Below are 13,560 nucleotides of genomic sequence, written 5' to 3' on the forward strand. Positions count from 1 at the left end.
TTCCGTGCGCGTCGACGTCAGGGCGACCGCCGACTCTAGGCGACCCCGCGTGCTCCCCGTCCGGGTCGAGCCGCCGGTGTCGCCGTCTCCGGTCCCGGCCGCATTCGCGGCTCCACCCCAGACAATAAGGTTGGACAATGACCTATTCGGTCGCCGTCTCCGGCGCTTCCGGCTACGCCGGCGGTGAGATCCTGCGGCTGCTCGCCGCCCACCCCGACATGCAGATCACGACGGTCACCGCGCACTCCAGCGCCGGCGATCCGCTCATCGACCACCAGCCGCACCTGCGGTCGCTCTCGCACCTGACGATCGGGCCGACGACCCCCGAGGCCCTGGCCGGGCACGACGTCGTCTTCCTCGCGCTGCCGCACGGACAGTCGGGCCAGTACACCGACATGCTCGCCGGCACGCCCCTCGTCATCGACGCGGGCGCCGACCACCGGCTCACCTCGCAGGAGTCGTGGGACGCGTTCTACGGCGGTGCCTTCCACGAGCCCTGGACCTACGGGGTGCCGGAACTGATCGTCGACGGCGGGAAGCAGCGGGAGCGCCTCGTCGGGGCCGGCCGCATCGCCGCCCCTGGGTGCAACGCCTCCACCGTGTCGCTGAGTCTCGCGCCCGGTGTCGCGGCGGGGGTCATCGATCCCTCCGACATCGTGAGCGTGCTCGCCGTCGGCCCGTCCGGGGCCGGCAAGAGCCTCAAGACGAACCTCCTCGCCGCCGAGATCCTCGGCAGCGCGAACCCGTACGCCGTCGGCGGCACGCACCGGCACATCCCCGAGATCCGGCAGGCGCTGACGGATGCCGGCGCCGCCGGCGAGGTCGGCATCTCGTTCACGCCCGTGCTCGTGCCGATGGCCCGCGGCATCCTCGCCACCTCCACGGCACCCATCGCACCCGGCGCGACCGACGCGCAGATCCGGGGCGCGTGGGAGGAGGCGTACGGCAGCGAGCCGTTCGTGCACCTGCTGCCCGAAGGCCGCTTCCCGCGCACCGCCGACGTCGTCGGGGCCAACACGGCCCTCATGGGCCTCGCGATCGATCGGGCCGCCAACCGGGTCGTGGTCGTCACGGCCGTCGACAACCTCGTCAAGGGCACCGCCGGCGCTGCCGTCCAATCGATGAACATCGCCCTCGGTCTCCCCGAGGCCACGGGCCTGAGCGTGAACGGAGTGGCACCGTGAGCGTCACCGTCCCCCAGGGTTTCGAAGCGGCCGGCGTCGCAGCGGGACTGAAGTCGACCGGCAAGCCCGACGTCGCCGTCGTCGTCAACCGCGGCCCCCTGAAGGTCGGGGCCGCCGTGTTCACGTCCAACCGAGCCAAGGCGAACCCGATCATCTGGTCGCAGCAGGCGATCCAGGACGGCGTGGTCGAGGCGATCGTGCTCAACTCCGGCGGCGCCAACTGCTTCACCGGCTCGTTCGGCTTCCAGACCACGCATCAGACCGCCGAGACCGCGGCGGAGCTGTTGGGCATCAGCCCCGGCGACGTGCTCGTCTGCTCGACCGGACTCATCGGCACGGGCGACGAGGTGTTCCGGGGCAAGGTGCTCGACGGCACGCGTGCCGCGATCGCCGGGCTCTCCTCCGAGGGCGGGCAGGATGCCGCGCACGCCATCATGACGACCGACTCGGTCAGCAAGACGAGCGTCGTCGCGGGCGACGGCTGGACGATCGGGGCGATGGCCAAAGGGGCCGGCATGCTCGCGCCGGGCCTGGCGACGATGCTTGTCGTCATCACCACGGACGCCGTGCTCAGCCCCGCCGAGGCCGACGCGCACCTGCGCGCCGCGACCCGGGTGAGCTTCGACCGGCTCGACTCCGACGGCTGCATGTCGACCAACGACCAGGTGACGCTGATGGTCTCGGGCGCCTCCGGCGTCGCCCCCGACGCCGACGCCTTCCGGGCCGCGCTCACCGACGTCTGCGCCGATCTCGCCCGGCAGCTGCAGGGCGACGCCGAGGGCGCGAGCCACGACATCGCCATCCACGTGACGGGAGCGGCATCCGAGGCCGACGCCGTCGAGGTCGGGCGCTCGGTCGCCCGCAACAACCTGTTCAAGGCCGCGATCTTCGGCAACGACCCGAACTGGGGGCGCGTGCTCGCCGCGATCGGCACGACCGCGGCCGCCTTCGACCCGTACGCGGTCGACGTGAGCTTCAACGGTGTGAGGCTGTGCAGCGCGGGGGCTCCCGACCGCCCGCGCGAGGAGGTCGACCTCACGCCGCGCGCGACGAGCGTGCTGATCGACCTGAAGGCGGGGGAGGCGAGCGCGACCATCCTCACGAACGACCTCACGCACGACTACGTCCACGAGAACAGCGCGTACTCCTCATGAGCGACAACATCCAGCACACGACGCCCGAAGAGGCGGCCGCGAAGGCCGGCGTCCTCATCGAGTCGCTGCCGTGGCTGAAGAACTTCCAGGGCCGCATCATCGTCATCAAGTACGGCGGCAACGCGATGGTCTCCGAAGAGCTCCAGGACGCCTTCGCGCAGGACATCGCCTACCTCCGCTTCGTCGGCGTGCAACCGGTCGTCGTCCACGGCGGCGGCCCGCAGATCTCGCAGATGCTCGACCGCCTCTCGATCCCCAGCGAGTTCAAGGGCGGCTACCGCGTGACCTCGACGGAGGCGATCAGTGTGGTCCGGATGGTGCTCACCGGACAGATCAACCCGCAGCTGGTCGCCCGCATCAACCAGCATGCGCCGTTCGCGGTCGGACTCTCCGGCGAGGATGCGGGCCTGTTCGGCGGCCGCCGTCGCGGTGTGCTCGTCGACGGCATGGAGCACGACCTCGGCCACGTCGGCGACGTCGTCCAGGTCGACCCGCAGCCGGTGCTGGACCAGCTCGCCGCCGGCCGCGTGCCCGTCGTCTCCTCGATCGCCCCCGACCTCGACCGGCCGGGCAGCTCGCTCAACGTCAACGCGGATGCCGCCGCGGCCGCGCTCGCGGTCGCGCTGAACGCGACGAAGCTCGTCGTGCTCACCGACGTGCCGGGGCTCTACGCCGACTGGCCGAACCGCGACTCGCTCGTGTCGCATCTGACGGCATCCGAGCTGCGCGAACTGCTGCCGTCGCTGGAGTCCGGGATGATCCCGAAGATGCAGGCGTGCCTCGACGCGGTCGACGGCGGCGTCGACACCGCGGCCATCATCGACGGCCGCCAGCCGCACTCGGTGCTCGTCGAGATCTTCACGGAACAGGGAATCGGAACCGAGGTGGTGGCGTCATGAGCGACGCGATGGATTGGCAGGCCGACGTCGGACGCGACCTGATGCAGAGCACCGGCGCACGTCTCGCGCTGCTCGTGCGCGGCGAGGGCGCGTCGGTGTGGGACGCCGACGGCAAGCGCTACCTCGACTTCCTGGCCGGCATCGCCGTCAACTCCCTCGGCCACGCGCACCCGGTGTTCGTCGACGCGGTCGCGACGCAGGCGGCGACGCTCTCGCACGTGTCGAACTACTTCGCCACGCCGCCGCAGCTCGCCCTCGCCGCGCGGCTCAAGCGCCTCGCCGGCACCGGTCCCGAGGGCCGCGTCTACTTCGGCAACTCCGGCGCCGAGGCCAACGAGGCGGCGTTCAAGCTCGCGCGGCTGCACGGCGGCGCCGAGCGCCCCCGCATCCTGGCGCTCCGCGACGCCTTCCACGGCCGCACGATGGGCACCCTCGCCCTCACCGGCAAGCCCTACATGCAGGAGCCGTTCCAGCCGATGCCCGCCGGCGTCGAGCACATCGACTCCACCGTCGAGGCGCTCGAGGCGGCGCTCGACGACCGGGTCGCGGCGCTGTTCGTCGAGCCGATCAAGGGAGAGGCCGGCGTCGTCGACCTGCCCGACGGCTTCCTGCAGGCCGCGCGCGAGCTGACCGCGCGCCACGGCGCGCTGCTCATCGTCGACGAGATCCAGACCGGTGCCGGCCGCACCGGCGAGTGGTTCGCGTTCCAGCGCGCCGGGATCACCCCCGACGCGATCACCGTCGCCAAGGGCATCGGCGGCGGCTTCCCGATCGGCGCGCTCATCACCTTCGGCGCGGCGAGCGGGCTGTTCTACCCCGGCACGCACGGCTCGACCTTCGGCGGCAACCCGCTCGGCACCGCGGTCGCCGACGCGGTGCTCACCGAGATCGAGGATGCCGGCCTCGTCGAGAACGCCGCCGTGCGGGGCGAGCAGATCCGCGCGGCCGTCGCCGCGCTGGGCTCCGACCTCGTCGCGGAGTGCCGCGGTGCGGGGCTGCTCATCGGCGTGGGTCTGCGGCATCCGGTCGCCCCGGCGGTCGTCGCCGCCGCGCAGGAGCACGGCCTCATCGTCAACGCGGCCAACGACACGACGATCCGCATCGCCCCGCCCCTGACCATCGGCGACGTCGAGGTCGACGAGTTCGCCGAAGCCTTCGGCAAGGCCCTCGCGACCGTCACCGACGCCCTTCTGCTCGAGAACACCCCCCAGACCTCGGAGGCATCCGCATGACCCGTCACCTGCTGCGCGACGACGACCTGACCCCGGCCGAGCAGGCCGAGATCCTCGATCTCGCCGTCGAGCTCAAGAAGGACCGCTGGGCCCAGAAGCCCCTCGCCGGTCCGCAGACGGTCGCGGTGATCTTCGACAAGTCATCGACCCGCACGCGCGTGTCGTTCGCGGTCGGCATCGCCGACCTCGGCGGCTCGCCGCTGGTGATCTCGACGGCCAACAGCCAGCTCGGCGGCAAGGAGACGCCCTCCGACACCGCGCGCGTGCTCGAGCGGCAGGTCGCGGCGATCGTGTGGCGCACCTACGCGCAGGCGGGGCTCGAGGAGATGGCCCGCGGCACGCGCGTGCCCGTCGTCAACGCACTCAGCGACGACTTCCACCCGTGCCAGCTGCTGGCGGACCTACTCACGATCCGCGAGCACAAGGGCGAGCTGAAGGGGCTCACGCTCGCGTTCTTCGGCGACGGTATGTCGAACATGGGCCACTCGTACGTGCTCGCCGGCGTCACCGCCGGTATGCACGTGCGCGTCGCGTCGCCCGCCGACTACGCGCCGCGCGAAGACGTCGTCGCCGACGCCGACCGCATCGCCGAGACCACCGGCGGCTCCGTCACCCTCTACACCGACCCCCTCGAAGCCGCCGCCGGCGCCGACGTCATCGTCACCGACACCTGGGTGTCGATGGGCAAGGAAGAGGAGAAGATCGCACGCCTGCGCGATCTCGGGCAGTACAAGGTCACCCAGGAGACGATGACCCTCGCCGACCCCGCGGCGGTCTTCATCCACTGCCTGCCCGCCGACCGCGGCTACGAGGTCGACGCCGAGGTCATCGACGGCCCGCAGTCGGTCGTGTGGGACGAGGCCGAGAACCGCCTCCACGCGCAGAAGGCGCTGCTCGTCTGGCTGCTGCGCCAGCCCTGACGCCGTGCCGGTGACCGCGCTCGACGCCCCGTCGCGACTGGCGGGCGTCGATCTCGCGCGCGGACTGGCCGTGCTCGGCATGCTCGCCGCGCACCTGATCGCGCTGCCCGACCTCGTCTGGGGCGACCCGACGACGTGGCTCGCGCTCGCCGACGGGCGCTCGTCGATCCTGTTCGCCACGCTCGCGGGCGTTTCGCTCGGCATCGTCACCGGGGGAGCGAAGCCGGTCCCGGCGGCGGAGCTCGTCACGGCGGGCAAGCGGATCGCCGTGCGCGCCGTCATCCTGCTGGTGATCGGCATCCTGCTGATCGCGACGGGGGTGCCGGTGTACGTCATCCTGCCCGCCTACGCGCTGCTGTTCCTGCTGTCGCTGCCACTGCTGCCGTTGCGCGCGCGGACGCTCTGGATCGTCGCGGGCGCCACGGCGCTCGTCATGCCGTGGGTGCAGCCGCTGCTGCAGGCGCCCGAGGTGTGGGAGACGGCCGCCGGCAACGACCTGGCGCTGCTGATCGGCTGGCACTACCCGTTCACGGTGTGGTTCGCGTTCCTGGCGGCCGGGCTCGCGGCGGCGCGCAGCGACCTGCGCCGCACCCGTACGCAGGTGCGGCTCGTCGTCGCGGGCGGCGCGGCGGCGCTGCTCGCCTACGCGGCGGATGCAGTGAGGCTCCCGGACGGCGGTGATGAGTACCTGCAGGCGGTGTGGACGGCCGCGCCGCATTCGTCGGGACTGCTCGAGGCCGTCGGCTCCGGCGGCTGGGCGCTGCTGACCCTCGGGGTGTGCCTGCTGCTGTGCCGCACGGCGGTGCGCTGGGTCGTCTACCCGCTCCGCGCCGTCGGGTCGATGCCGCTCACCGTCTACGTCGGGCAGCTCGTCGCCTGGGCGATCATCGCGGCGGTGGTGCTGGGCGACACCGGCGACCTCGACGGTTTCCGCGCCCTGGAGCTGTTCTGGCCGTTCGTGCTGACGAGCCTCGTCGCGTGCACGGCCTGGGCGCTGCTCGTCGGCCGCGGCCCATTGGAAGCCGGCATCGCCGCCGTCACCTCCCGCATCCGCTGACCGCCGGCATCCGTCGGGGTCCCCGCGTCCGCCGGGGGGTCCTGCCTCGGCCGTGCATTCGGGAGGGGGTCTGCGTTCAGGAGGGCCGATTCCGGCAGATCCTCCTCCCGAACGCATATCTCCTCCCGAACGCGCGCGACCTCACCCGAGGGCGGCGGATGCTGCGACGGCAGAGCCGACCCCCGCGCGACGCAGTCGCCCGGCGATGAGTCGGCCCAGGGCGGTCGCGGCGAAGATCGCGGCGACGCCACAGCGTCACGAGGAACGGCAGCTCCTGGAACACCGCGATGAACAGGAACAGGCTGAGCCCTCCGATGCCGCCGGTGAACGGCACCGACACGATGCCCGCCACGAGCGCGGCGATGAGCGCGCTCCCGCCGCGCGGCACGATGGCCTGGGCGATGACGCCCGGCAGCACCCACGGGATCGCTCCGTGGCGCGACTTGATCGGTCGGTAGGCTGGGGTGGTGACTCAGCACAGCGCGCACGGCACCAACGAGGGATCGCTCTGGGGCGCCCGCTTCGCGACGGGCCCGTCGCCCGAACTGCAGGCGCTGAGCCGCTCGACCCACTTCGACTGGGTGCTCGCGCCCTATGACCTTGCCGGCAGCCGCGCGCACGCGACGGCGCTGCGCGCCGCCGGATACCTCACCGACGACGAGCTCACCCGCATGCACGCCGGTCTCGACACGCTCGCCCACGCCGTCGCCGACGGCATCCTCGTCGCCCGTCCCGAAGACGAAGACGTGCACGGAGCGCTCGAGGCGGCGCTGATCGCGGAGGTGGGCGCCGAGCTGGGCGGAAAGCTCCGCGCCGGGCGCAGCCGCAACGACCAGATCGCGACACTCGTGCGCCTGTTCCTGCGCGACCATGCGGCCCTGATCGCCCGCGACGTGCTGCGGCTGGTCGACGCGATCGTCGCGCAGGCCGACGCCCACCCCGAGGCGATCATGCCGGGGCGCACGCACCTTCAGCACGCGCAGCCGATCCTGCTCGCGCATCACCTGCAGGCACACGCGTGGCCGCTCGTGCGCGACCTCGAACGACTCCGCGACTGGTCGGTGCGCGCGTCGGTGTCGCCGTACGGCGGCGGAGCGCTCGCCGGGGCCACGCTGGGCCTGGACCCCCAGCTCGTCGCCGACGAACTCGGCCTCGCCCGCCCCGCCGAGAACTCCATCGACGGCACCGCCGCACGCGACGTCGTCGCCGAGTTCGCCTTCGTCGCCGCGATGATCGCCGTGGACCTGTCCCGCTTCGCGGAGGACGTCATCCTCTGGAACACGCGCGAGTTCGGCTTTGTCACGCTCGACGACGGATACTCCACCGGGTCGAGCATCATGCCGCAGAAGAAGAACCCCGACATCGCCGAGCTCGCCCGCGGCAAGGCGGGGCGCCTCATCGGCAACCTCAGCGGCCTGCTCGCGACGTTGAAGGCCCTTCCGCTGGCGTACAACCGCGACCTGCAGGAGGACAAGGAGCCCGTCTTCGACTCCGTGGCCACGCTCGAACTCGTCCTTCCGGCGTTCGCGGGGATGGTCGCGACGATGCGGTTCGACACCGAGCGGATGGCGGCGCTCGCGCCCCAGGGGTTCTCCCTCGCCACCGACGTCGCCGAGTGGCTCGTCAAGCAGGGTGTGCCGTTCCGCGACGCGCACGAGATCTCCGGTTCGCTCGTGCGCGCGTGCGAGCAGCGCGGCATCGGCCTCGAGGATGCCGACGATGCGCTTCTCGGTGACGTCTCGCCGCATCTGACCGCCGCCGTCCGTGAAGTGCTGTCGATCGAGGGTTCGGTCGCCTCCCGCACGGGAGCGGGCGGCACCGCGCCGGTGCGGGTGGCCGAGCAGCGCGCCGAGCTCGTGGCGCGTGCCCAGGCGGCGGCTCAGAGTCTCATCGACCCGCACTGATATGCGAGAGTAATAGCTCGAAGCCTTATTGTTTCGCGGGCACAGGCGATACACTTATCTCATGGGTATCGCCGTCATCGCGGACATCGTCGGATCTCGGGAGCTGGACGACCGCGCCGCAGCGCAGCGGGCGATCGATGAGGCGCTCGCCGTCGTCGCGCAGGACGGGCCGGCGGCGGAGACGCCCCTGCATCCGATCGTGGGAGACGAACTGCAGGGCGTGTACCCCGGCCTCGACGATGCTCTGGCCGCGCTCCTGCTGCTGCGCCTCGCGCTGCGCGACGGTGTCGACCTGCGATTCGGGATCGGGATCGGCGACGTCGGGGTCATCCCGTCGGCGGCCGGGGACATCTCCGAGGGATCGGCGTGGTGGGCCGCCCGCGCCGCGATCGAGCACGTCGAGCGGATGCAGCGGCGCACGGCCCCGACGCTGCGCACCCGCGTCGAGGCGGCGGCCGGCGTCGAGGCGCCCGCGCTCCCCGTCGTCAACGCCTACCTGCTCGCCCGCGACGAACTCGTCGGTGCGCTCAGCGACCGCACGCGCCGACTCGTGCTCGGACGGTGTCGAGGGCTGACCCAGCGCGAGCTCGCCGCATCCGAGGGCATCACCCAGCCGGCGGTGTCGCAATCGCTCACGACGGCCGGCGCGTCGGCGATCGTCGAGGGCTATCGGATGCTGCGCGGCTGATCCCGCGCAGCCACGCCGAACCCGCTCACCAGACCGCCAGGCGCACGAGCGCTCCGGCGACCGCGGCCCACAGCAGGCTCGCGAGCGTGCCGATGATGAAGCGTTCGCGCGCTTCGGCGGCGGCGAGCTCGGAGAACCGACCCACGCCCTTGATGGCGACGACCACGGCGATCGCCTCCGGGTAGCCGACGATGATCGACAGCACGACCGCGAGGCGTTCGAGGTAGCCGATGGTCGTGCCGCCGCGCAGCAGTGCCCGCTCCTCGTCGTCGGCGGTCGCGCTCGCCCCGCCGCGCGCCACGAGGAAGATGCCGCCGTCCGAGGTCTCGCGCACGCGTCCGCCGGTGGCGATGCGCAGCACGAGGCGCGTGACGGGATTGCCGCCGAGCACCCCGACGGTGCCGGCCAGCAGCGCGACGATCACGCCGACCAGCAGTGGGACGTCGACGGGGGAGAACGCCGTGAGGACGGTCGCCCCGAGCAGCAGCCCCGTCGCGACGGAGAGCGCGATCACGGTCGGCCGTCGCAGCGAGACGACGACCAGCACGAGCGCCGCGGCGAGCAGCAGGATGACGAGCACCGCGAGAAGGATCGACCAGACGAGCGCGAGCGCGGGGTCGTCGGGGGGCATCGGCACCATGGCGCGAGTCTGACACGGGCCGACGACATCGACGCGGCCACGCGCCGCCTCCGCGCAACCCGGCCGACCCCGCTGATAGCCTGAAGTGCGTGTCTGAAACCGTCGTGAAAGCGCTGGCGCCCGCCAACGACCCCACCTTCGAGAATGTGTGGGACGAGATCGTGTGGCGCGGCCTGGTGCACGTGTCCACCGACCAGGAGGCCCTGCGCGCCCTGCTCGCCGGCGACCCGATCACGTACTACTGCGGCTTCGACCCGACCGCGCCGAGCCTGCACCTGGGCAACCTCGTCCAGCTGCTGCTGCTGCGCCGTCTGCAGCTGGCCGGACACAGGCCGCTCGCCCTCGTCGGCGGCTCCACGGGGCTCATCGGAGACCCCCGGCCGACCGCCGAGCGCACCCTGAACACGAGGGACACCGTCGCCGAGTGGGTCGGCTACCTGCGCACCCAGGTCGAGCGGTTCCTGAGCTTCGAGGGGGACAACGCGGCCCGCCTCGTCAACAACCTCGACTGGACCTCGCCGCTGAGCGCCATCGACTTCCTCCGCGAGATCGGCAAGCACTACCGCGTCGGCACGATGCTCAAGAAGGACGCCGTCGCCGCGCGCCTGAACTCCGAAGCCGGCATCAGCTACACGGAGTTCAGCTACCAGATCCTGCAGGGCCTGGACTTCCTCGAGCTCTACCGCCAGTACGACTGCGTGCTCCAGAGCGGCGGCAGCGACCAGTGGGGCAACCTCACCAGCGGCACCGACCTCATCCACCGCGTCGAGGGGGTCTCGGTCCACGCGATCGGCACCCCGCTGATCACCAACAGCGACGGCACGAAGTTCGGCAAGAGCGAGGGCAACGCCATCTGGCTGGATGCCGCCATGTGCAGCCCGTACCGGATGTACCAGTTCTGGCTGTCGACGGCCGACGCCGACGTCGTGCCGCGCCTGAAGATCTTCACGTTCCTCACCCGCGCCGAGATCGACGAGTACGCCGCACTCGTGGCGGACGAGCCGTTCCGCCGCGCGGCGCAGAAGCGCCTCGCGCTCGAGGTGACGACGTACGTGCACGGCGCGGATGCCGCATCCGCCGTCATCGCCGCATCCGAGGCGCTGTTCGGTCAGGGAGACCTCGCCGCGCTCGACGCCGCGACGCTGCGCAGCGCGCTGGAGGAGCTGCCGAACGCCGAGGTCGCCGCGGGAACGCCGGTCGTGCAGGCGCTGGTCGACACGGGCCTCGTCGCGAGCCTCGGGGAGGCGCGCCGCGCGATCGCGCAGGGAGGCGTGAGCCTGGACGGCGCGAAGGTGGACGACGAGTCGGCGGTCGTGACCGGCGCGCTGCCCGGCGGAGTGTCGGTGCTGCGTCGCGGCAAGAAGACGCTCGCGGGGCTGTTCGTCACGGCGAGCTGACCCGGCGGATGCCGTTCACCCCGTCGCACGCGGTCGTCGCGCTGCCGTTCGCGCGCACGCCGCTGCTGCCGGCCGCGATCGCGATCGGCGCGATGACCCCCGACCTGCCGCTGTTCCTGCGGGGGACGCCGGTGACCTACCAGGCGACGCACACGAACGTCGTGTTGGCCACCGCGATCGCCGCGGTCCTGCTCGTGCTGTGGTACGGCCTGCTGCGCCCGGCGGTGCGCGAGCTGTCACCCGCGTGGCTCGCGGCGCGACTGCCGGGGGAGTGGGACGCGATCGGCGGCGGCGCATGGCGATCGGTGCGCGCCGCGCGGCCCGGCGCTCGCGGGGCGATCTGGCGGCAGCCGCTCGTGTTCACGCTCCTGGTCGTGTGCTCCCTGGTCATCGGGGTGGTCTCGCACATCGTGTGGGATGCGTTCACGCACGAGGGACGTTGGGGCGTCGCGCTGTTCCCGGCGCTCGACGAGCCGTGGGGCCCGCTGCCCGGTTTCAAGTGGTTGCAGTACGCGTCGGGCGCGTTCGGCCTGCTCGCCCTCGCGGTGGCCGGGGTGCTGTGGCTGCGGCATCGGACGCCGGCGGCGACGCTGCACCGCGTGCTGCCCGCGGGAATGCGGGTGGCGTGGTGGGTGTCGCTCCCCGTCGCGCTGGCGGCCGGGTGGCTCATCGGCCTCGCGGTGTACGGGCCGATCACGGCCGACTGGACGGTGCCGCACCTCGCCTACCGGGTGCTGCCGCCGGCGTGTGCGGTGTGGGGAGTGCTGACGCTCGCCCTGTGCGTGACGGTGCTCGTCCGCCGTCGCCGCGGCTGAGCACGGGGATCCGGCTCACCACCACTCGGGCGGATCGCCGCCCCACGGGCGCGGTGCCGAGAAGGTCCGCCCGCCGAGAGTGAAGGCGGGTCCTGCCGTCTGCACCTCGCGGCCGGCGACGTCGAAGCGCATGCGCTCCGGCGGTGAGCCGACGGGCACGATCGGCACGGGTGACGCTTCGGCGGTGCGGGGGCGACCGAGCAGTTCGGCGGCGACCCGACGCAGCGACGTCTCGGCCAGCCACGAGCCGCCGATCCGGGCGCGGCGTTGCAGCATCCGCACCGCCGCTGCGGCCATGAGGTAGCCGGTGCTGTAGTCCAGCGCCTGCGCCGGCAGCACGCCGGGCGCCTCCGGCGCACCCTCGATCCGCGCGATGCCGGATGCCGCCTGCACGAGCGAGTCGAACCCGCGCCGGCGAGGATCCCGCCACGCGCGGTGCTGCAGCACGATGAGCCCCGGGCGGCGCTCCGCGAGTGCGCCGGGCGAGAGCCCGAGACGGTCGAGCGACTCGGGGCGATAGCCCAGCGCGACGACGTCGGCGTCGGCGAGAAGCCGTTCGAACGCGGCGCGGCCCGAGTCGGAGCGCAGGTCGAGCAGGGCGGAGCGCTTGCCGTGCCCCGTCATGAGGTGCTGCCACTCGGGTTCGGCGAGGGCGGGCGGGTCGATCCGCACCACCTGCGCACCGAGCAGTGCGAGAGTCTGCGTCCCCGTCGGCCCGGCGATCACGCGGGTGAGGTCGAGCACGCGGACACCGCGCAGCGGCGCGTCGGGTGCGGCATCGAGCGGATGCGGCGCGGCGTCGCCGAGCTTCGTCTCGACGACGAGGGGGCGCTCCCGCAGGCGTGCATCGACATCCGGTTGCTCGGCGGCGACCACGACGCACAAACCGCCGGCACCCTCGACGCGCATTGCGGCGGCGGCCGCCGACATCGTCGCCAGCGCGGCGGACAGGTCGTCGCGATCGGCGTGCGCGGGGAGCGAGAGCGCATCGCGCAGGCGCAGCGCGTGATGCGGGTAGTTGGCGTGGGTGCGCACCCAGCCGTCGCGGCACCGGAAGAATCCCGACAACGCGGCGAACGCCTCGGGCCGGACGCCGTCCACGGTGATCTGCCGGTCCGCGGTGTAGGCAGTCGAGATGCCCACCGGGTCGAGCGCAGGTGCGGCGACGCCCGCGAGGGCGGCCGCCGCATCGGCGACGGAGCGCACGCAGTCGACGGCGAGGCCGGCGACGTCGGTGCGAGCGGGGAGGGGCACGGCCGCGCGCATGCGCCCACGCTACGCCGACCCGCGGAATCACGCGCGACACGCCCGAGATCCCACGCTGATTTGGCACGTCGTCCGAATCCACGTAATGTTCTTGTTGTTCGCCCCACAGGGAAGAGCGAGAGGCCGGAAGGCCCCGCCCCCTCAAGCGGAGAACCAAACCCCACTGAAAATCCTCGCAAGAGGAGCGGCACTGATGTGCTAGAGTAGGGAGTCGGTTTCCACCGAAGAGCCAGGGACCACTGAACGATTTCGATCGTTCGAAGCGCCGGTTCGACCGAGGAAGTCGACGAACAGGAAGTTGCCCCGTTGGGTGAGGCCGAGAGGCTGAGCGGCGGGAGCATCCGATCCTTGAGAACTCAACAGCGTGCACTTGTCAAATGCCAAATAACCTCGACCCTGCTTCG

General features: G+C 72.2%; 13 protein-coding genes. 10 read left to right on the plus strand and 3 right to left on the minus strand.

The window, feature by feature from the left end:
- Positions 1-137 precede the first annotated feature (137 nt).
- Genes argC through C7474_RS04995 form a run of 6 tightly spaced genes read left to right on the plus strand, consistent with a single transcriptional unit; the run spans position 138 to position 6,446 of the window.
- Positions 138-1,184 (plus strand): N-acetyl-gamma-glutamyl-phosphate reductase, encoded by a 1,047-nt coding sequence (gene argC / locus C7474_RS04970; RefSeq protein ID WP_121057804.1) that lies wholly within the window; start codon positions 138-140, stop codon positions 1,182-1,184.
- Complete coding sequence (argJ, locus tag C7474_RS04975; protein ID WP_121057805.1) at positions 1,181-2,338, plus strand: bifunctional glutamate N-acetyltransferase/amino-acid acetyltransferase ArgJ; 1,158 nt, start codon at positions 1,181-1,183, stop codon at positions 2,336-2,338. The genes argC and argJ overlap by 4 nt, the downstream gene beginning before the upstream one ends.
- A complete protein-coding gene (gene argB, locus C7474_RS04980) occupies positions 2,335-3,237 on the plus strand; it encodes an acetylglutamate kinase (protein WP_121057806.1) in 903 nt (300 codons plus the stop codon). The genes argJ and argB overlap by 4 nt, the downstream gene beginning before the upstream one ends.
- Complete coding sequence (locus C7474_RS04985; RefSeq protein WP_422385777.1) at positions 3,234-4,469, plus strand: acetylornithine transaminase; 1,236 nt, start codon at positions 3,234-3,236, stop codon at positions 4,467-4,469. Before argB ends, C7474_RS04985 begins: the two co-directional genes overlap by 4 nt.
- Positions 4,466-5,389, plus strand: a complete 924-nt coding sequence (gene argF / locus C7474_RS04990; protein ID WP_121057807.1) for an ornithine carbamoyltransferase — start codon at positions 4,466-4,468, stop codon at positions 5,387-5,389. Before C7474_RS04985 ends, argF begins: the two co-directional genes overlap by 4 nt.
- Before the next feature lie 10 nt (positions 5,390-5,399).
- A complete protein-coding gene (locus tag C7474_RS04995) occupies positions 5,400-6,446 on the plus strand; it encodes a DUF418 domain-containing protein (protein WP_241965095.1) in 1,047 nt (348 codons plus the stop codon).
- A gap of 76 nt (positions 6,447-6,522) precedes the next feature.
- Here C7474_RS04995 and C7474_RS15480 read toward each other — a convergent pair whose 3' ends face one another.
- On the minus strand, positions 6,523-6,864 hold the full coding sequence (locus C7474_RS15480; RefSeq protein ID WP_158597302.1) for an ECF transporter S component: 342 nt from the start codon (positions 6,862-6,864) through the stop codon (positions 6,523-6,525).
- Positions 6,865-6,913: 49 nt separating this feature from the next.
- Between C7474_RS15480 and argH the strand changes: the two genes are divergently transcribed.
- Both argH and C7474_RS05010 read left to right on the plus strand, forming a co-directional pair.
- Complete coding sequence (gene argH, locus C7474_RS05005; protein ID WP_121057809.1) at positions 6,914-8,350, plus strand: argininosuccinate lyase; 1,437 nt, start codon at positions 6,914-6,916, stop codon at positions 8,348-8,350.
- A gap of 61 nt (positions 8,351-8,411) precedes the next feature.
- Positions 8,412-9,038, plus strand: coding sequence for a SatD family protein (locus tag C7474_RS05010; RefSeq protein WP_121057810.1), 627 nt, complete (start codon positions 8,412-8,414; stop codon positions 9,036-9,038).
- Positions 9,039-9,063: 25 nt separating this feature from the next.
- Here C7474_RS05010 and C7474_RS05015 read toward each other — a convergent pair whose 3' ends face one another.
- Positions 9,064-9,678: a hypothetical protein gene (locus C7474_RS05015; protein WP_241965096.1), complete on the minus strand. Its 615-nt coding sequence runs from the start codon at positions 9,676-9,678 to the stop codon at positions 9,064-9,066.
- Between the two features lie 89 nt (positions 9,679-9,767).
- Here C7474_RS05015 and tyrS point away from each other — a divergent pair, with 89 nt between their 5' ends.
- Both tyrS and C7474_RS05025 read left to right on the plus strand, forming a co-directional pair.
- Positions 9,768-11,075, plus strand: a complete 1,308-nt coding sequence (gene tyrS, locus C7474_RS05020; protein WP_241965097.1) for a tyrosine--tRNA ligase — start codon at positions 9,768-9,770, stop codon at positions 11,073-11,075.
- Positions 11,076-11,083: 8 nt separating this feature from the next.
- Positions 11,084-11,890, plus strand: a complete 807-nt coding sequence (locus tag C7474_RS05025) for a DUF4184 family protein (protein ID WP_121057812.1) — start codon at positions 11,084-11,086, stop codon at positions 11,888-11,890.
- Positions 11,891-11,905: 15 nt separating this feature from the next.
- Here the strand turns inward: C7474_RS05025 and C7474_RS05030 are convergent, their stop codons facing one another.
- Entirely contained in the window at positions 11,906-13,156 is a 1,251-nt protein-coding gene (locus C7474_RS05030) for a CoA transferase (protein WP_241965098.1), read from the minus strand.
- Positions 13,157-13,560: the final 404 nt, after the last annotated feature.

This window comes from Microbacterium telephonicum, assembly GCF_003651225.1.
In the GTDB taxonomy this organism is placed as follows: domain Bacteria; phylum Actinomycetota; class Actinomycetes; order Actinomycetales; family Microbacteriaceae; genus Microbacterium; species Microbacterium telephonicum.

What these genes read in the sequence shown, in the direction of transcription:
- C7474_RS04985 (WP_422385777.1), top strand. Translation starts at nt 3,234, where the DNA reads ATGAGCGACGCGATGGATTGGCAGGCCGACGTCGGACGCGACCTGATG.
- C7474_RS05030 (WP_241965098.1), bottom strand. Translation starts at nt 13,156, where the DNA reads ATGCGCGCGGCCGTGCCCCTCCCCGCTCGCACCGACGTCGCCGGCCTC.
- argC (WP_121057804.1), top strand. Translation starts at nt 138, where the DNA reads ATGACCTATTCGGTCGCCGTCTCCGGCGCTTCCGGCTACGCCGGCGGT.
- C7474_RS05025 (WP_121057812.1), top strand. Translation starts at nt 11,084, where the DNA reads ATGCCGTTCACCCCGTCGCACGCGGTCGTCGCGCTGCCGTTCGCGCGC.
- argF (WP_121057807.1), top strand. Translation starts at nt 4,466, where the DNA reads ATGACCCGTCACCTGCTGCGCGACGACGACCTGACCCCGGCCGAGCAG.
- argB (WP_121057806.1), top strand. Translation starts at nt 2,335, where the DNA reads ATGAGCGACAACATCCAGCACACGACGCCCGAAGAGGCGGCCGCGAAG.
- C7474_RS05010 (WP_121057810.1), top strand. Translation starts at nt 8,412, where the DNA reads ATGGGTATCGCCGTCATCGCGGACATCGTCGGATCTCGGGAGCTGGAC.
- C7474_RS05015 (WP_241965096.1), bottom strand. Translation starts at nt 9,678, where the DNA reads ATGGTGCCGATGCCCCCCGACGACCCCGCGCTCGCGCTCGTCTGGTCG.